Raw genomic sequence first — 17,059 nt, forward strand, 5'->3', positions numbered from 1 at the left:
GCGCAGGCGCGGAGGGCGATATCGGGCATACGGTCGAGTTTAAAGCTCTACCGTGCCCGCGTCCGTCCGGCCGTATCGGGGTTTACACACGCTTGCGCAGCCGCGCGCCCACCAGCCCGGTGGACAGCAGGGTGCCGCCCACGATGATGCCTCCGCACAGAACCATCCAGGGCGTCACGGACTCCCCGAGGAACAGCACGCCGTAGGCCACGGCGAACACCGGCGCCAGGAACGTGACGGCCAGGGCGCGGCTGGGCCCGGCGTGCGCGATCAGCCGGAAGTACAGGATGTAGGCGATGCCGGTGCACAGCACGGCGATGGCGATGATCGCGGCCCAGGCCCGCAGGCCGGGGGCCTGGGAGGGCCAGGTCCACAGCGCCGGCACGGCGAGCGCCAGCGCCGCACCCAGCTGGCTGCCGGTGGCGGTGGCCAGCGGCGGCAGCCCGACGAGGTACCGGCGCGTATAGCTGGCACCGACGGCGTAGCAGGTGGTGGCCAGCAGGCAGGCGCCCATCGCCCAGCCTGCATGGTCCGACTTGAAGCCGATGGCCGCGGGGGCGCGCCAGGCCAGCAGGGCCACGCCCAAAAAGCCCAGCGCCAGTCCGGCCCAGCGCAGCCGGCCGATGCGGTCGCCCAGCCAGATCCAGGCCACCAGTGCCCCGAACAGCGGCACGGTGGCGTTGAGGATGGACGACAGCCCGGTGGTGATGTGCAGCACGGCCCAGGCGTAGAGCGCGAAGGGAACGGCGGAGTTGACGATGCCGCCGAGCAGGATGGGTTTCCAGTGGCGGCGCAGGGCTGGCCATTGTCCTTGGCGGAGCAGGATGGGCCAGAGGAAGAGCGTCGCGAGCGCCACGCGCAGCCCGGCCGTGGGCAGCGGTCCGAACTCCGATGCGCCCATGCGCATGAACAGGAAGGACGCCCCCCACAGCGCCGACAGCAACAGGAATTCGCCCAGCCAGTCGCGTGCCGGCGCCCCGGCGGCGGCCGCCGCGCTCACGCCTGCGCTCCGGCGGCCGGCGCGGAAGAGTCTCCGATATCGGCGGCCTCCCCTTCGCCCGGCCAGAGGGGCAGGCTGCGCAGGCGTGCGGGCAGTGCGCCTTCGATCCGCAGCAGGGCGGTCTTGCGCGGCAGGCCGCCCGCATAGCCGGTGAGGGTTCCGTCAGAGCCCAGCACGCGGTGGCACGGCACGATCACGCTCACGGGGTTGCGTCCCACGGCCGCGCCCACCGCCCGCACGGCCAGCGGCCGGCCCAGGTCCCGCGCGAGCGCCGCGTAGCTCGTCACCGCGCCATGGGGAATGGCGGCCAGGGCCCGCCAGACTTCCTGCTGGAAGGCCGTGCCCGCTGCCAGATCCAGCGGCACGTCGAAGCGGCTGCGGGCGCCCTGCAGGTACTCCAGGAACTGGGCGGCCGCGGCCGCCAGCAGCGGGTGGGTGGGGTCTTCGGGCCAGGCGCCCGGACCGTCGAGCCGGTCCGCGGGCTGGTGCCGCTGGCCGTCGAACCACAGGCCGGCAAGGCCGTGCGGCGATGCGGCCAGGCGCACGTCGCCCAGCGGCGTGGCGATGCGCGTCTGTACGCGGGAAGAGAGTTGCGCGATGGGCATGGTGGCGGCCTGTGGCGGATGGGAAGGAGAGGGCGGAAACGGGAGGCGAAGACGAAGACGAAGACGAAGGCGCGGCGGAGGGCGTCACCGGACGGCATCCCGGGGCATGCGCTCCACGGGCGTTTGGCGCTGTTTTGCGCAGGGTTTCTCGGCCTTGCCAGCGGGGAGCGGGTCCTCGGCCGCAGTGCGGCCGAGGCCGCTCCAGGCGCGCACCACGGCATAGCTGCGCCAGGGGCGCCAGGCCTGCGAGGCCTCTTCGGCGGCCTGCGCCGGCCGGGGCGCCGACCGGACGCCGAGGGCCTTGTGCAGCGCGACGTCGCCCGCGGGGAAGGCATCGGGCCAGCGCAGTGCGCGCATCGCGATGTAGTGCGCCGTCCAGTCGCCGATGCCGGGCAGGGCACGCAGCGCGGCCAGGGTGGCCTCGACATCGGCCGCGGCATGCAGCGCGAGGCGCCCCTCGGCCACGGCGCGGGACAACGCCAGGATCGCTGCCTGCCGCTGGCGCACGATGCCGAGCTGCCCGAGGGCGTCGGGCTCGCACGCAGCGAGTGCGGCGGGTGAGGGGAACAGCCGGGTGAGCTCCGGCCACGGCGTCTCGGTGGATTCGCCCCAGCGTTCCACCAGCCGCTGGGCCAGCGTGCGGGCGGCCGCCACGGTGACCTGCTGGCCGAGCACGGCCCGGACCGCCAGTTCGAAGCCATCCCAGGCCCCCGGCACGCGCAGGCCCTCGCCCTGCGGGAAGTCCGCCCGGAGCACGGCATGGATCGCGTCGGGGTCGGCATCCAGATCGAACAGGCCCCGCACGCGGGCGATCACGCCCGGCAGCAGCGGTAACAGGCTGGCTGAAACCCGCAAGTGCACCTGGGGCTTCGGCGGCCCGCCGCGCGGCCCGGCCCCGGCGTCGAACCGTGCGGCGAGCCAGCCCGTGCAGGCACGGCCTTCGGCATCCTGCAGCCGCACGGTGCGGCGCAGCTCCAGTGCCTGCGCATCCACGGCTTCCATGCCCTGGATACGGCGCTGCGCGAAGAACGCCAGCAGGGCCGGCGCGTCGAGAGGCGGCCGGAAGCCCAGCCGCACCGCGCCTGCGGCGGCACCGATGTCCAGCGCGTCGCCCGAGCGGCGCAGGGCGGTCGGCTGCAGGCCATAGTGCTGCGTGAACGCCGCGTTGAACCGGCGCACGCTGCCGAACCCGCTCGCCATCGCGACGGAGGTGACGGGCAGGGCCGTGTCGGTCAGCAGTTGCTTGGCGGCCAGCAGGCGGCGGGTCTGCAGGTACTGCAGCGGGGAAATGCCCAGGGCCGATTCGAACACCCGCCGCAGGTGGCGGTCGCTCACGCCCAGGCGCGCCGCCACGCGCTGGATGGGCGCGGCTCCGTCCCGGGCGCCGGGGCCCTGTTGCGCGCCTGCCGCCGCGCCGTCCCAGAGGGCGCCTTCGGCATCCAGGCAGCGCAGGGCCTCGCGCACCAGGATGCCCTGCGCGTCCTGGATCGACCAGGCCGGCAGGCGGGGGGCCAGTTCCGGCCGGCAACGCAGGCACGGGCGGAAGCCCGCGCTTTCCGCCTGGGCGGCAAGCGTGAAGAACCGGCAGTTCTCGCGGCGCGGCGTACGGACGGCGCACACCGGCCGGCAGTAGATGCCGGTCGACGTCACCCCGGTGAAGAACCGGCCGTCGAAGCGCGCGTCCCGCGCGGCGAGCGCCAGGTAGCGGGCCTCGTCGAGTGCATCGACGGCCGGGGTGGCAGGAGGGGTGGGGCGGGGCATGGAGGGCATCATAGGCCGCGCCCCTGACGCTGGCTGGCCGTTTCCGGACATCTCCCCGGACGCCCGGAACGCGGCCGTGCGTCGGCTGAGAATGCGGCCTCAGCCTACGCGCCGCGACCGCTCCGCCGGGTCGCCCGACGCCTACAATTCCCCGCGACCCGCCGGCCCCGCCGGTGCGGACCCGATCCGGACGCCGGTGCGCAGGCCCTTGCGCAGCCGGTGCCTTCATCCCTGCCAGCAAAGGAACCCTCCGTGCAGCTCCATTCCGCCATCTTCAAGGCCTACGACATCCGCGGCATCGTGCCGAGCACCCTGACCGAAGAAGTGGCGCGCGCGCTCGGCCGGGCCTTCGGCACGGCGGCCCGGCGCGAGGGCCAGGCCACGGTGGCGGTGGGCCGGGATGGTCGCTTGTCGGGCCCCGCGCTGTCGCAGGCGCTCATCGCCGGCCTGGTGGATGCGGGCATCGAGGTGATCGACGTCGGCGCGGTCACCACGCCGATGCTGTACTTCGCTGCGCATACCCTGTGCCAGAGCGGCATCCAGGTGACCGGCAGCCACAACCCCAAGGACTACAACGGCTTCAAGATGGTGCTGGCCGGCCGTGCGATCTACGGCGACGAGATCCAGGGCCTGCGCCGCACCATGGAAGAAGAAAGCTGGGACCTGCAGCCCGGCGGTTCGGTGCGGCAGGCCGACGTGCTGCCCGCCTACGTGCAGCGCATCACCTCCGACGTGAAGCTCGAGCGCCCGATGAAGATCGTGGTGGACAGCGGCAACGGCATCGCCGGCGCGTCGGCGCCCGGCATCTTCCGGGCCCTGGGCTGTGAAGTGATCGAACTGTTCTCGCAGGTGGACGGCAATTTCCCCAACCACCATCCCGATCCGAGCAAGCCCGAGAACCTGCGCGACCTGATCCGCGCGCTGCAGGAGAGCGACGCGGAACTGGGCCTGGCCTTCGACGGCGACGGCGACCGGCTGGGCATCGTCACCAAGGACGGCCAGAACATCTTCCCCGACCGCCAGATGATGCTGTTCGCGCGCGACGTGCTCTCGCGCGTGCCGGGCGCGCCCATCCTGTTCGACGTGAAATGCACGCAGCGCCTGGCGCCGGCGATCGAGGCCGCGGGCGGCCAGGCAGTGATGTACAAGACGGGCCATTCGCTCATCAAGGCGCGCATGAAGGAACTCGACTCCCCGCTCGGCGGCGAGATGAGCGGCCACATCTTCTTCAAGGAGCGCTGGTTCGGCTTCGACGACGGCACCTACGCCGGCTGCCGCCTGCTGGAGATCCTGAGCCGCCACGACGACCCGAGCGCGGTGCTCAACGGCCTGCCCACGAGCCACTCCACGCCCGAGCTGAACGTGGCCTGCGAAGAGGGCGAGCCGCACCGCCTCACGGCCGAGCTGCAGGCCATGGCCCAGGAGGCCTTCCCCGAGCCCGCGCGCATCAGCGCCATCGACGGGCTGCGCGTGGACTGGCCGGACGGTTTCGGCCTGATCCGCGCGAGCAACACCACGCCCGTGCTGGTGCTGCGCTTCGAGGGCCACACGCCCGAGGCGCTGCACCGCATCGAGTCCGCCATGATGCAGCTGCTGCAGCGCGTGAAGCCCGGCGCGACCCCGGGCGCGGCCGCGCACTGAGCGCCCCGCCATGCGCGTCGCAGCGGCCCAGACCACATCGCGGCCCGGCGGGCCGGCGGCCAACATCGACACCCACCTGCGGTTCGCCCAGGCGGCAGCGGATGCCGGCGTGAACGTGCTGGTGTTCCCGGAGCTGTCGCTCACCGGCTACGACCTGCCGGCACTGGAGCACTGGGCCCGCGCGCCGGAGGACCAGGCCTTCGCGCCGCTGCGGGAGGCCGCGCGGCGCCACGGCATGTCGCTGGTGGTCGGTACGCCGGCCCCTGCGGAGCGGCCGGGCGGCAGGCCGGGCATCGGCGCGATCACGTTCCGCGCGGACGGCGGCACGCAGGTCTACCGCAAGCGCCACCTGCACCCCGGCGAGGAAGCGCACGCCGAGGCAGGGACCGAAGACGCGCAGGTGCAGGATTTCTCGGGCCTGCCCGTGGCGATGGCCGTGTGCGCGGACATCGGCCATGCCGTGCACGCCGACGCCGCCGCGCGTGCGGGCGCGGCGCTCTACGCCGCGGGCGTGGTGGTGTCGGACGGGGGCCATGCCCACGATACGGCCTGCGCCCAGGGCCATGCGAGGCGCTGCGGCATGGCGGTGCTGCTGGCCAACCACGGCGCGCCCACCGGCGGCTATGCCTGCGTGGGCCGCAGTGCCTTCTGGGCCCCGGACGGCGCGTTGCTGGCCGAGGCCCCGGGCACGGGCGACTGGCTGGTCGTCGCGGAACGCTCGCCTTCGGGCTGGACCGCGCACGCGCGCCCCGTCGCGCCGTGAACCCGGCACGCCTGCTGTATTCCGCGCTCATGGTGGGCGCCCAGCCGCTGCTGCGGCGCAAGCTCCGGCGGCGCGCCGGTGCCGAACCCGGGTATGCGCACGCGGTCGAGGAGCGCTTCGGCCGGTACGGCGATGCCCTCGGGGCGACCGGTGCATCCGCGGCAGCGTCCGGCCCGCTCGTCTGGATCCATGCGGTATCGCTGGGCGAGACCCGGGCCGCAGCCATCCTGCTCGGCGTGCTGCGTCCGCTGTTGCCCGGCATGCGGCTGCTGCTCACGCACGGCACGGCCACGGGCCGGGCCGAAGGCGCGAAACTGCTGCAGCCCGGCGATCTGCAGGTCTGGCAGCCCTGGGACACGCCCGCGGCCGTGGGCCGCTTCCTGGAACGCTTCCGGCCCGCCATCGGCGTGCTCATGGAGACCGAGGTCTGGCCCAACCTGATCGCCGGATGCCGGGCGCGCGGCGTGCCGCTGGTGCTGGCGAACGCGCGGCTCAACGCGCGCTCGCTGGCCGGCGCGCGGCGGCTGGCGTGGCTGTCGCGCCCGGCCTATGGCGCGCTGGCCGAGGTGTGGGCGCAGAGCGAAGGCGATGCCGGGCGTCTGCGCGCAGCCGGCGCGCACGTCGGGGGGGTGTTCGGCAACCTCAAGTTCGACGTGGTGCCCGATGCGGCGCAGCTGGCCCAGGGGCGCGCATGGCGCGGCGCGGAACGGCGCCCCGTGGCGCTGCTGGCGAGCAGCCGGGAAGGCGAGGAGTCGATGTGGCTGGAAGCCCTGTCGCGGACTGGGGCCGGAGCGGCACGGCCCGTCCAGTGGCTCATCGTGCCGCGCCATCCGCAGCGGTTCGCCGAGGTGCGCGCGCAGCTCGAGGCCGCGGGCCTGAGCGTGTCGTGCCGCAGCGCCTGGGGCGCCGCGCCCGCGCCGGCCGACGTGTGGCTGGGCGATTCGATGGGCGAGATGGTCCTCTACTACGGCCTGGCGCATGCCGCGCTGCTGGGCGGCAGTTTTGCGCCGCTGGGGGGGCAGAACCTCATCGAGGCCGCCGCCTGCGGATGCCCGGTGGTGATGGGGCCGCACACGTTCAATTTCGCCGAGGCCGCGGACAATGCGGCGCTGGCCGGCGCCGCGCTGCGCGTGGACGGCATGGCGCAGGCCGTCGCCACCGCCGAGGCGCTGGTGCTCGACGCTCCGCGGCAGTCGGCGCTGGAGCTGCGGGCGCTGGAATTTTCCGCCGCCCACCGGGGCGCGGCCCTGGCCACGGCCGAGGCGGTGGCCGGCGTGCTGTACGGCGAAAGGCCGGTTCCCGCGGGCGAGGCCGGTTGCGGTGCGATCGGGTAGCGCAGGTCCCGCGCCTGGATGCTCGGCGGCGTGCCCGAAGGTGTTGCCGGTGCCGTCGACCCGGCCGCCCGCTCGGCACGACGGATAAAGAACCCCTTTCGCCGCCATAGCCAACCCCGATCGGCGAGTCAGTATCCATTCAGGTTGGTCGGCGGCGTGCGCGCGAATGCGGAGAGCGTGGCCACGGCAAGTGCCGAGATGGCGCAGGGCAATACCGACCTGTCGTCGCGTACCGAACAGGCCTCGCGCCGGATCGCGGACATCATCGGCCTGATCGACGGCATCGCCTTCCAGACGAACATCCGTGTCTCGCAGGTGGGAGAGGCCGTGGTGCAGATGGACCAGGCCACGCAGCAGAACGCCGCGCTGGTCGAACAAAGCGCCGCGGCGGCTTCCAGCCTGCGGGCACAGGCGGAGCAGCTGGTGGGGGCGGTGTCGGTGTTCCGTTTGCCGGGCGCCGCGGGCGCGGTGCGGCAGCTCGCGGCCTGATCCGGCTCCGCAGGCCGGAAAGACCCGGGGTTTTGCCGCAGCGCAGGCGCTGCCGGGGGGCCATGCCGCACAATGGCGGCTCCCCCGGGCGCCACCGGTGCCGGCGGGCTGCCACATGATCGAAAAGCACTACCTCACCCCGCTGTTCGCGCCCAGTTCCATCGCCGTGCTGGCGGGCCGGGCCGACGCACCCGACTCCCTCACCCCGGCCGCACGCGCCCTGCACGAGGCCCTGCGCGCGCAGCGCTTCACGGGCACGCTGCAGTTCCTCGACATCCACACCAGCGGCACGCTGGCCGATCTGGCGCAGACACGCGCCGATCTCGCCGTGATCGCCCAGCAGCCGCAGGACACGGCCGCGGCGCTCGAAGTCGCCGGCCGCATCGGCTGCCGCGCCGCGCTGGTGCTGTCGCACGGCATCGACGCCGACGGTGCGCTGCAGCTCAAGAAGATCGCGCGCCGCGAAGGCATGCACCTGCTGGGCCCGAATTCCCTCGGCCTGCAGCGACCCCACCTGCAACTCAATGCGAGCGCGGCCGGGCCGCTGGCACGCGAGGGCTCGCTCGCGCTCGTATGCCAGTCGGGCGCGCTCACGGCGTCCATCCTCGACTGGGCGCACAAGAACGCCGTGGGCTTTTCCACCGTGGTGTCCCTCGGGCCCCACACCGACGTGGACATCGCCCAGGTGCTGGACTTCCTCGCGAACGACGGGCGCACCCAGAGCATCGTGGTGTACATGGAAGGCATCGGCAGTGCGCGCCGCTTCATGAGCGCGCTGCGCTCGGCCGCCAACGCCAAGCCGGTGGTGGTGCTGAAGGCCGGCCGCAAGCCCGCCGGCAACGAGGCCGCGCAGACCCACAGCGGCGCCATCGTGGGCAGCGACGACGTGTTCGACGCGGCCCTGCGACGCGCGGGCGCCGTGCGCGTGCGTTCGTTCGTGGAGCTGTTCTCGGCCGCCAAGTGCCTGGCCTCGCGCTACCGGCCGGTGGGCAAGCGGCTCGCGCTCGTCACCAACGGCGGCGGCCCGGGCGTGCTCGCCGCCGACTGGGTGAACGAGATCCTGCTGGAGATGGGGCGGCTCTCTCCCGAGTCGGCGCGCGCGCTGGCGCCGCAACTGCCGCCGCTCGCATCCCTCACGGACCTGATGGACCTGTCGGAAGAGGCGGGGCCCGCCCATTACCGCGCCGCCATCGACGCCGCCGAGAAAGACCGCCAGATCGACGGCGTGCTGGCCATCCATTCGCCCAAGGCCGGCACCGATCCCGCCGAAGTGGCCACGGCGCTCGCCGAGGCCAAGCGCCTGATGGGCAAGCCGCTGCTGGCCTGCTGGATGGGCGACGCCACCGTCGGCCCGGCACGCGAGGTGCTGCGCGCCGCGGCCATCCCGAATTTCCGCACGCCCGAGGCGGCCGTGGGCGCCTTCGGCAACATCGCCTCGTTCTACCAGAACCAGCAATTGCTGCAGCAGACGCCGCCGCCGCTGTCGGCGCTGTCCAAGCCCGACATCGAGGGCGCGCGCCTGCTGATCGAAAGCGTGCTGGCCGAGCGCCGCCAGGTGCTCACCGAGATGGAGTCGAAGACGCTGCTGGCCGCGTTCCAGGTGCCCGTGACCAAGACGCTGCTGGCCCGCAGCGCGCACGAGGCGATGATGATCGCCACGCAGCTGGGCTTCCCCGTGGCGCTGAAGATCGATTCGCCCGACATCTCGCACAAGTCCGACGTGGGCGGCGTGGCGCTCGACATCCACAGCGGCACGGCCGCGCGCGACGCCTACACCGACATGGTGCAGCGCGTGGCGCGCCTGCAGCCGGGCGCGCGCATCAACGGCGTGACGGTGCAGAAGATGGCGCGCGCGCGGCGCGGCCGGGAGATCTGCATCGGCCTGGTGACGGACGACCCGTTCGGCCCGGTGATCACCTTCGGCGCGGGCGGCACCATGATCGAGCTGATCGACGACCGCGCGATGGAGCTGCCGCCGCTCAACCAGTTCCTCGCGCGCCGGCTCATCGAGCGCTCGCGCGTGGCCGAGACGCTGGGCGAATGGCGCGGCGCGAGCGCGGTGGACCGCGACGCGCTGGAGCAGACGCTGCTGCGCGTCTCCGAAATGGTGTGCGCGCTGCCGCAGCTGCGCGAGATGGACATCAACCCGCTCATCGTGGATGCGGGCGGCGTGGTGGCGGTGGATGCACGCATCGTCGTGCGCGACACCGCCCAGGGCACCGGCGGCCGCAGCGAGGGCTACGGGCACCTGGCGATCCTGCCGTACCCGGCGCGCTACGAGCAGATCTGGCCGATGCGCGGCGGCGGCGAGTTCCTCGTGAGGCCCGTGCGGCCGGACGATGCGCAGATGCTGCAGCGGCTGGTGAAGGAGCTTTCGCCCGAAAGCCGGTACTTCCGCTACATCTCGCAGATCGCGGAGCTGCCCGCGCCCATGCTCGCGCGCTTCACGCTCATCGACTACGACCGCGAAATGGCCCTGGTCGCCGTCCACCGCGAGCGCAGCGCGGGCGAGGACGGCGAGATCCGCGGCACCGAGCGCATCGTGGGCGTCTCCCGCTACGTGACCAACCCGGACCAGACCAGCTGTGAATTCGCGCTGGTGGTGGCCGACGATTTCAACGGCCGCGGGCTGGGATCGCGGCTGATGCTGAGCATCATGGAAGCGGCCCGCGACAAGGGCCTGACCGAGATCCAGGGCCTGGTGCTCTCGCACAACCCGAGCATGCTCAAGCTCATGCGCCGTCTGGGGTTCGAGGTGCGGGCGTATCCGGACGATCCGGAGTTCAAGCTCGTGGCGCACCAGCTCTGACGGTGCACGGCCGGCGCGCGGGACGCCCCGGTGGGCCGTCAGCGGGCCGAAATTGCCTCGATCGGCCGCAGGTCGTCCGGCGTCAGCGTGCCCGCGGCCTGGCGCAGCCGCAGCGACCCGAGCAGCACGTTGTAGCGCGCCTGCGCGAGGTCGCGCCGGGTCTGGTAGAGCTGGCTCTGGGCGTTGAGCACGTCGATGTTCACGCGCACGCCGACCTGGTAGCCGAGCCGGTTGGCGTCCAGCGCGCTCTGGCTCGAGACTTCCGCGGCCTCCAGCGCACGCACCTGGCCCCGGCCGGACTGCACGCCGAAGAAGGCGCTGCGCACGGCCTGCGCCACCGTGCGGCGGGCATTGTCCAGATCCGCCACCGCCTTGTCCTCCAGCGACAGGGTTTCGCGGATGCGGTTCTGCACCGCGAAGCCGGCGAACAGCGGCAGCGTCATCTGCACGCCGATGCTGGCGTTGCGCGCGTTGGAATGCAGGTGCGGCGCGGTCACGGTGCCATTGGGATTGCGGGCCGCCTGGTAGCCTGCCTGCAGGTCCACCGTCGGCAGGTGGCCCGTCTCGGCCTTGCGGATTTCGAGCCGCGCCACGTCCAGCGCGATGGCGGCCTGGCGCACCTGGGGCTGCAGCTCCTCGGCGGTGCGTACCCAGGTCTCGACCGTGTCGGGCACCACGGCCGGCAGTTGCACGGGCAGGGCGAGCGGCAGCGGCGAGGTGCCCGGACGGCCCACGAGCTGGTCCAGCGCCAGCTGCTTCACGCGCAGGTCGTTGTCTGCCGCGATCTCCTGCGCCTCGACCAGGTCGAAGCGGGCCTGCGCCTCGCGCGAGTCCGTGATGGTCGCATTGCCGACCTCAAAATTGCGCTGCGCCGAAGCGCGCTGCTCCGACACTGCCGCCTTCTGGGCGCGCAGGGTGTCGAGCGTGTCGCGCGCTGCCAGCACGTCGAAATACGCCTGCGACAACCGCACGATCAGGTCCTGCTGGGCGGCCTCCAGGCGGGCCTGGGCGATGTCCACCCCGCGCTGTCCCTGCTCGAAGGCGATCCGGTTGGCGGGCCGGTAGAGCGGCTGCGATGCCGTGATGCCCGCGGTCTGCTGCGGTGTCGAGAGATCGATCGGCGGGCGGTTCACGTCGGTGCGCGTGTACGACGCGCCGGCCGACAGGCCCGCGCTCGGCAGCAGGCCTGCGCGGGCCTGCTCGGCGCGGCTCACCGCCGCACGGGCCTCCGCGAGCGCGGACTGCAGCGGCGCGTCGTAGCCCTGCGCGAGGTCGTAGAGCGCCGGCAGGCTCTGCGCCGATGCCGGGGCGGCGACCCACAGCGAGGACACCACGGGAAGCGCGAGCCACAGTGCGCGGGCGGTAGCTGCACCGCGGGAGGAGGGCGAACGGAGGAAGGTCATGGCGGACAAGCGTCTCTTTCCTGGCAGATGAACCGGTGGTCGGATTCCGACGGGCGGCCGCATTCCCGCCCGGCTCCCTGGGGAGGCGGGCGCGTGCCGGCCGGCCCGGCGAGGTCAGTAGCGGGGCACCCCGGGATCGCGCTCGTGCGACCAGGCGTCGATGCCGCCCGAGATGTTGGCCAGCCGCTGGAATCCGTGCTGTTCGAGGAAGGCCGCCACGCGCAGGCTGCGCATGCCGTGGTGGCACAGGCAGGCGACGGGGCGCTCCGCTTCCAGTTCTTCGAGCCGGGCGGGGATCTCGCCCATGGGAATGGCGACGACGTCGAAGCCGCCGCCCTCCGCCGCGCGCACGCTGGCGGTCTGCAGTTCCCAGGGCTCGCGCACGTCCAGCACCAGGGGGCGGCCGCCGCCGGCTGCGGCGGAGAACCATTCGTCGAGCTGGGCGGGACGTACGTGGTCGATCATGGAAGGGAGTCCTGTGTCAGGAAAGAAGAGAGGGGGACGCTCGCGCCGCTCAGAACGTGAAGCGCGGGCGCTCCGGGAAGTTCAGCAGGCGCGCCGCGTTGGTGTCCCAGGGGGTGCTGGCGGCGAAGCGGTCGCCCGCGCGGCGCACGAAGGTCGCGCGCATCACGGGTTCGTCGCCGGTGATCGCGGCCAGGCGGCCGCCTTCGCGCAGCAGGGCCAGCAGGTTCTGGGGCACCTCGTGCACCGAGCCGCTCAGCAAGATCACGTCGAACGGACCGTCGGCGATCGCATCGCGCGCGCCGTCACCCTGGCGCACGACCACATTGTCGATGCCCGCGCCGAGCAGGTTCTCACGCGCGAACTCGACCAGGTCGGGCACGATCTCCAGGCTGACCACGTGCTCCGCGCGATGCGCGAGCAGGGCGGCCATGTACCCGGAGCCGGTGCCGATCTCCAGCACGCGGTCGGTGGGGCGCACCTGCAGGTCCTGCAGCAGGCGGGCTTCCACGCGCGGGGCCAGCATGCACTGGCCGAGGCGCTGGGCTTCCTCGGCGGACGGATTCAGCGGGATCTCCATGTCCATGAAAGCCATGCCGCGGTAGGCGACCGGCACGAAATCCTCGCGGCGCACGACGTTCAGCAGGTCCAGCACGTCGGTGTCGAGCACGTTCCAGGGGCGGATCTGCTGCTCGATCATGTTGTAGCGGGCCAGGGTCACGGGATCGCTCGCGTCGGCAGTCGTGTTGTAGGGAAGGGTCATGGGGGATTTCTCCGGTGCACGGGGGTCAGGTCGGGACAAACCCACGATTCTAGGCCGGGCGCACGCAAAAGCCCGCCAGCAGGTTGTCGAGCTGCGCGTCGATGAAGCGCTGCGGGGTCACGTCCTGCGACTCGGGCATGCAGACGCCGGAGTGGCGCCACATCATCATGAACACCAGCGGCGCGACGACGACCTGCACGGCGCAGTCCAGGTCGAGCGGGCGGAATTCTCCGCGCGCCACGCCGCGCTCCAGGATGCGCCGGATCAGGCGGTTGCTCGGCAGGACGACCTCGGCGCGGTAGAACGCCGCGATGTCGGGAAAGTTGTGCGCCTCGCTCAGGATCAGCTTGGACAGGCCCGACGCCTTGGTGGAGCCGATGTGCGTCCACCAGAGGTCATAGGCATGGCGCAGCAGCTCGGACGTGCCGTGCGGGTACTGCTCGATCTCCACGTCCCATTCGGCGAAGTGGCGGCCCATGTTGTGGCGCACGACCTCCTTGAACAGGTCTTCCTTGCTGGGGAAATACAGGAACAGCGTGCCCTTGGAGACGCCGGCACGCGCGGCCACCTCGTCCACCTTCGTGGCGGCATAGCCCTTCTCGACGAACAGATCGAGCGCCGCGTCGATCAGCTCGCCGGGGCGCGCGTCCTTGCGCCGTGCACGCCGGGGCGAAGGCACGGGCGCAGGCGACGTGGAAGAGGGAGCAGAAGCGGGGGACACCATAATTAATGACTGACTGGTTAGTAATGTAGCGACCCCGCGCGACGGAGTCAACGCGCCAGCGCGGACAATTCCCACATGCGCGGCGCCGCGGCGCCTCTACCGTATCGTTTTCTTCACAGCGAGGTTTTCCATGGGTTCAGAAACCATCACGTTGGGCGGCGGCTGCTTCTGGTGCACCGAAGCGGTCTTCGACCGTGTGCGCGGCGTGACCGACGTCGAGAGCGGCTATGCCAACGGCCATGTGGCCCGGCCCACCTACGAACAGGTCTGCTCGGGCACCACGGGCCATGCGGAGGTGGTGCGCCTCACCTTCGATCCGGCCGTGATCGGCCTGCGCGAGATCCTGGAAATCTTCTTCGCCACGCACGACCCGACCACGCTCAACCGCCAGGGCAACGATGTGGGACCGCAGTACCGCAGCGGCATCTACACCAGCACCCCCGAGCAGCAGGAGATCGCCGAAGCCATGGTCCGGCAGCTGACGCAGGACCGCCTGTTCGGCGCGCCGGTCGTGACGGAAGTGGAGCCGCTGGAGTCGTACTGGCCCGCCGAGGACTACCACCAGGACTACTACCTGCAGCACCCGGAGCAGGGGTACTGCGCCTTCGTCGTGGGCCCCAAGGTCGAGAAGTTCCGAAAGACCTTCTCGCGCTATCTGAAGCCCGAATGAGGCGCGCGGGGCGGCGTATGCATAATGCAACCCGATTGCATTAACCAGCGCGCGCCAGGCCTCTTCCCGCCGCCCGGGTTCCGGCCCGGCTGATCTGGAAGAGGGCAGGGCGTGCGAGCCCGCCATGCCTGCTTCCGTCCGTACTCCGCGTTCTTCCCGCGCTGCGCCGTCCCCGGCGCGGGCCACCGCACCCGCGGCCCCGGAGCGCGCGCTTCCCCAGGGCCTGCGCTCCACGCGCGCCACCCGGGCGGTGCTCGCGCTCATGGAGTCCGATCCGTCGGCCGCGCGGTCCGGCACCGAGGTGGTGGCCGCGCTGGAGCGCCGGGGCGTGCCCGCCAACCGCGTCACCGTCTACCGCCTGCTGGACCGCCTCGCCGTGGCCGGACTGCTGGAGCGCCACGTGGACGGACAGCGCGTCACCCGCTACACGCTCGCCGGCACGCCCGCCGAGCGCTGGGCGCCGCGTTTCGAATGCACCGACTGCCACCGGCAGATCCGCATCGCGGACGGCGCCGCGCCGCTGCGGGCGGCGATGCGGCGCGTGCTGCAGGCACTGGCTGCGGCCGGGCACGAGCAGCTTGCCGCGGACATCGCCGTGCAGGGGCGCTGTGCGGACTGCGCGCAGGCCGGAGCTGCGCGCGGATGATCCGTTCCCGCGCGCTGGCGTTCGCACATGCCGGTGGCGCCCCCCTCCGGTTCCCCGATGCCGACCTGCCGCAGGGCGGCTGCCTGCTGCTGCGCGGTCCCTCGGGTTCCGGCAAGTCCACCTGGCTGGCGCTCGCCGCCGGCCTGCGCACCGCCACCGAAGGCACGCTCGTGGTGGCCGGCCAGACGCTCGCGGGGCCAGGGGCACTGCCGCGCGCGGCACGCGACGGCTGGCGGGCGCGCCACCTCGGCTTTCTGCCGCAGGCGCTGCACCTGTCGCCGGCACTGTCGGTCGCGGAGAACCTGGCGCTGCCGTTCTTCGCCGCCGGCCTGCCGCGCGACGACCGGGCGATCGCCGATGTGCTGGGCCGGCTGGATCTGGGCGCATTCGCCGGGCGGCGGCCGCACGAGCTCTCCGGCGGCCAGGCCCAGCGCGTGGCGCTGGCGCGAGCGGTGCTGCTGTCGCCGCGCGTGCTGCTGGCCGACGAACCCACCGCCAGCCTCGACGACGGTGCCGCGCAGGCCGCGCTGGCGCTGCTCATGGCCTGCGCGGCGGACTGCACGGCCACGCTGGTCGTCGCCACGCACGACCGGCGCGCGGTGCAGGCCCTGGAGGCCCGGCCCGGTACGGTGTCGATGCTCCTCGGCGCCGGCGCAGGGGACCCGCGCGGCGCCGCAGGTTCCGGCGGAAGGAGGGGGCCATGAGCGCGGCGACCCTGCGCGCCGGCAGCGTGCCCCGGCTGGCGTGGCGCTATCTCTGGTCCAGGCCGCTCACTTCGGCGCTCAACCTGCTGCTGCTCACGCTCGGGCTGGCGGCGGTGACGCTGGTGCTGCTCGTGGCCACCCAGGTGGACCGCGGCTTCGAGCGCGACGTGCAGGGCATCGACCTGGTGGTCGGGGCCAAGGGCAGCCCCCTGCAGCTGATCCTGGCGGGCGTGTTCCACATCGACGTGCCGCCGGGCAACATCGCCCTGGAGGATTTCGAAGCCCTGCGGCGCAACCCGCTGGTGGCCCAGGCGATCCCGATCAGCCTGGGCGACAGCTTCGCGGGTTACCGCATCGTGGGCACCACGCACGAATACCCAGCGCACTATGGCACGGAACTGGTGGCCGGTCGGCTCTGGAACGCGCCCATGGAAGCCGTGCTGGGTGCCTCGGTGGCGGTCGCCATGCAGCGCGCGGCGCGTGGGCCCGGCGGCGACGGGCACCCCGCCGCCGGCGCGCAGGGGCTGCTGGGCCGCACATTCTTCGGAACACACGGCCTCGCGCCGGGCGGCGAGGAGCATGGCGGCCATCCCTACCGCGTGGCGGGCGTGCTCGCGCCCTGCGGCTGCGTGCTCGACCGGCTGGTGCTCACCGCCACCGAATCGGTGTGGCAGGTCCACGAGTCCGCGCAGGCGGACGACCCGGATGACCTCGCGGTGCTGCGCCAGGAGCGCGAGATCACGCTGGCGCTGGTGCGCTGGCGCAGCCCGCTCGCCGCGGTGACGCTGCCGCGTGCCATCAATGCCACCACCCCCATGCAGGCCGCGGCACCCGCCGTGGAGATCACCCGGCTGGTCCGCCTGCTCGGCGTGGGCGCCGACGTGCTGCGCGCCTTTGGCGGCGTGCTGCTGGGCGTGGCCGGGCTGAGCGTGTTCATCGCCCTCTGGAACGCGGTGCGCGAGCGCCGTGCCGACCTGGCCATGCTGCGCATGCTGGGCGCGCCGCCCGTGCGCGTGGGCAGCCTGCTGCTATGCGAGGCGCTGTGGCTCGCCCTGCTGGCCTCGGTGCTCGGCCTGGCGGTGGGGCACCTGCTCGCCGAGGGCGTGGGGCGCCTGCTCGCCGCCCAGAACGCCATGCCGGTGACCGGCGCACTCTGGCTGCCCGGCGAATGGGCCGTTCCCGGTCTGGCGGCGGTCCTGGCTTTCGCCTCTGCAATCCTGCCCGCTGTCCAGGCCTGCCGGGTGGACGTGGCCGAACTGCTGGGTCGCCCATGAGTCCGGTGCTG

Annotated in this window: 16 protein-coding genes; 9 read left to right on the forward strand and 7 right to left on the reverse strand. The window is 72.8% G+C overall.

The annotated features are described in order from the left end of the window. Window positions 1-82 precede the first annotated feature (82 nt). The 3 genes from Q9R47_RS04045 to Q9R47_RS04055 form a co-directional block, all read right to left on the reverse strand. Window positions 83-1,000: a DMT family transporter gene (locus tag Q9R47_RS04045; protein WP_311231924.1), complete on the reverse strand. Its 918-nt coding sequence runs from the start codon at window positions 998-1,000 to the stop codon at window positions 83-85. Then, window positions 997-1,605: a methylated-DNA--[protein]-cysteine S-methyltransferase gene (locus Q9R47_RS04050; protein ID WP_311231925.1), complete on the reverse strand. Its 609-nt coding sequence runs from the start codon at window positions 1,603-1,605 to the stop codon at window positions 997-999. Before Q9R47_RS04050 ends, Q9R47_RS04045 begins: the two co-directional genes overlap by 4 nt. An 84-nt stretch (window positions 1,606-1,689) precedes the next feature. After that, window positions 1,690-3,366, reverse strand: a complete 1,677-nt coding sequence (locus Q9R47_RS04055; RefSeq protein WP_311231926.1) for an Ada metal-binding domain-containing protein — start codon at window positions 3,364-3,366, stop codon at window positions 1,690-1,692. Window positions 3,367-3,618: 252 nt separating this feature from the next. On the opposite strand from Q9R47_RS04055, the gene Q9R47_RS04060 reads away from it, so the two are divergent. From Q9R47_RS04060 to Q9R47_RS04080, 5 genes are all read left to right on the forward strand, one after another. Then, complete coding sequence (locus tag Q9R47_RS04060) at window positions 3,619-5,007, forward strand: phosphomannomutase/phosphoglucomutase (protein WP_311231927.1); 1,389 nt, start codon at window positions 3,619-3,621, stop codon at window positions 5,005-5,007. Between the two features lie 10 nt (window positions 5,008-5,017). Continuing rightward, the gene (locus tag Q9R47_RS04065) at window positions 5,018-5,770 is read left to right on the forward strand and encodes a carbon-nitrogen hydrolase family protein (protein ID WP_311231928.1); all 753 of its coding nucleotides are present in this window, start codon (window positions 5,018-5,020) and stop codon (window positions 5,768-5,770) included. Between the two features lie 29 nt (window positions 5,771-5,799). After that, window positions 5,800-7,104, forward strand: a complete 1,305-nt coding sequence (locus Q9R47_RS04070) for a 3-deoxy-D-manno-octulosonic acid transferase (RefSeq protein ID WP_404977097.1) — start codon at window positions 5,800-5,802, stop codon at window positions 7,102-7,104. A gap of 177 nt (window positions 7,105-7,281) precedes the next feature. After that, a complete protein-coding gene (locus tag Q9R47_RS04075) occupies window positions 7,282-7,593 on the forward strand; it encodes a chemotaxis protein (RefSeq protein WP_404977090.1) in 312 nt (103 codons plus the stop codon). 115 nt (window positions 7,594-7,708) lie between these two features. Then, window positions 7,709-10,402, forward strand: a complete 2,694-nt coding sequence (locus tag Q9R47_RS04080) for a bifunctional acetate--CoA ligase family protein/GNAT family N-acetyltransferase (protein ID WP_311231930.1) — start codon at window positions 7,709-7,711, stop codon at window positions 10,400-10,402. 38 nt (window positions 10,403-10,440) lie between these two features. On the opposite strand, the gene Q9R47_RS04085 is transcribed toward Q9R47_RS04080, so the two are convergent. From Q9R47_RS04085 to Q9R47_RS04100, 4 genes are all read right to left on the reverse strand, one after another. Continuing rightward, window positions 10,441-11,805 (reverse strand): TolC family outer membrane protein, encoded by a 1,365-nt coding sequence (locus tag Q9R47_RS04085; protein ID WP_311231931.1) that lies wholly within the window; start codon window positions 11,803-11,805, stop codon window positions 10,441-10,443. A gap of 114 nt (window positions 11,806-11,919) precedes the next feature. Beyond that, complete coding sequence (locus tag Q9R47_RS04090; RefSeq protein WP_311231932.1) at window positions 11,920-12,270, reverse strand: rhodanese-like domain-containing protein; 351 nt, start codon at window positions 12,268-12,270, stop codon at window positions 11,920-11,922. Window positions 12,271-12,319: 49 nt separating this feature from the next. Further along, a complete protein-coding gene (locus Q9R47_RS04095) occupies window positions 12,320-13,030 on the reverse strand; it encodes a protein-L-isoaspartate O-methyltransferase (protein WP_311231933.1) in 711 nt (236 codons plus the stop codon). Between the two features lie 49 nt (window positions 13,031-13,079). Further along, window positions 13,080-13,754 (reverse strand): TetR/AcrR family transcriptional regulator, encoded by a 675-nt coding sequence (locus Q9R47_RS04100; RefSeq protein ID WP_311231934.1) that lies wholly within the window; start codon window positions 13,752-13,754, stop codon window positions 13,080-13,082. 130 nt (window positions 13,755-13,884) lie between these two features. On the opposite strand from Q9R47_RS04100, the gene msrA reads away from it, so the two are divergent. The 4 genes from msrA (at window position 13,885) to Q9R47_RS04120 (ending at window position 17,048) form a co-directional block, all read left to right on the forward strand. Further along, window positions 13,885-14,424 carry a peptide-methionine (S)-S-oxide reductase MsrA gene (msrA, locus tag Q9R47_RS04105; RefSeq protein WP_311231935.1) on the forward strand — a complete coding sequence of 180 codons (540 nt, stop codon included), beginning with the start codon at window positions 13,885-13,887 and terminating at the stop codon, window positions 14,422-14,424. A gap of 124 nt (window positions 14,425-14,548) precedes the next feature. Continuing rightward, complete coding sequence (locus tag Q9R47_RS04110) at window positions 14,549-15,070, forward strand: transcriptional repressor (RefSeq protein WP_311231936.1); 522 nt, start codon at window positions 14,549-14,551, stop codon at window positions 15,068-15,070. Next, window positions 15,067-15,774, forward strand: a complete 708-nt coding sequence (locus Q9R47_RS04115; protein WP_311231937.1) for an ATP-binding cassette domain-containing protein — start codon at window positions 15,067-15,069, stop codon at window positions 15,772-15,774. Before Q9R47_RS04110 ends, Q9R47_RS04115 begins: the two co-directional genes overlap by 4 nt. After that, window positions 15,771-17,048, forward strand: coding sequence for an ABC transporter permease (locus Q9R47_RS04120; protein ID WP_311231938.1), 1,278 nt, complete (start codon window positions 15,771-15,773; stop codon window positions 17,046-17,048). Before Q9R47_RS04115 ends, Q9R47_RS04120 begins: the two co-directional genes overlap by 4 nt. Window positions 17,049-17,059: the final 11 nt, after the last annotated feature.

The sequence above is a fragment of the Acidovorax sp. PRC11 genome (assembly GCF_031844105.1).
GTDB lineage: Bacteria > Pseudomonadota > Gammaproteobacteria > Burkholderiales > Burkholderiaceae_C > Paracidovorax.

Coding starts and splice junctions, on each gene's coding strand:
- Q9R47_RS04050 (WP_311231925.1), bottom strand. CDS start 1,605: ATGCCCATCGCGCAACTCTCTTCCCGCGTACAGACGCGCATCGCCACG.
- Q9R47_RS04055 (WP_311231926.1), bottom strand. CDS start 3,366: ATGCCCCGCCCCACCCCTCCTGCCACCCCGGCCGTCGATGCACTCGAC.
- Q9R47_RS04065 (WP_311231928.1), top strand. CDS start 5,018: ATGCGCGTCGCAGCGGCCCAGACCACATCGCGGCCCGGCGGGCCGGCG.
- Q9R47_RS04070 (WP_404977097.1), top strand. CDS start 5,800: ATGGTGGGCGCCCAGCCGCTGCTGCGGCGCAAGCTCCGGCGGCGCGCC.
- Q9R47_RS04080 (WP_311231930.1), top strand. CDS start 7,709: ATGATCGAAAAGCACTACCTCACCCCGCTGTTCGCGCCCAGTTCCATC.
- Q9R47_RS04085 (WP_311231931.1), bottom strand. CDS start 11,805: ATGACCTTCCTCCGTTCGCCCTCCTCCCGCGGTGCAGCTACCGCCCGC.
- Q9R47_RS04090 (WP_311231932.1), bottom strand. CDS start 12,270: ATGATCGACCACGTACGTCCCGCCCAGCTCGACGAATGGTTCTCCGCC.
- Q9R47_RS04095 (WP_311231933.1), bottom strand. CDS start 13,030: ATGACCCTTCCCTACAACACGACTGCCGACGCGAGCGATCCCGTGACC.
- Q9R47_RS04100 (WP_311231934.1), bottom strand. CDS start 13,754: ATGGTGTCCCCCGCTTCTGCTCCCTCTTCCACGTCGCCTGCGCCCGTG.
- msrA (WP_311231935.1), top strand. CDS start 13,885: ATGGGTTCAGAAACCATCACGTTGGGCGGCGGCTGCTTCTGGTGCACC.
- Q9R47_RS04110 (WP_311231936.1), top strand. CDS start 14,549: ATGCCTGCTTCCGTCCGTACTCCGCGTTCTTCCCGCGCTGCGCCGTCC.
- Q9R47_RS04115 (WP_311231937.1), top strand. CDS start 15,067: ATGATCCGTTCCCGCGCGCTGGCGTTCGCACATGCCGGTGGCGCCCCC.
- Q9R47_RS04120 (WP_311231938.1), top strand. CDS start 15,771: ATGAGCGCGGCGACCCTGCGCGCCGGCAGCGTGCCCCGGCTGGCGTGG.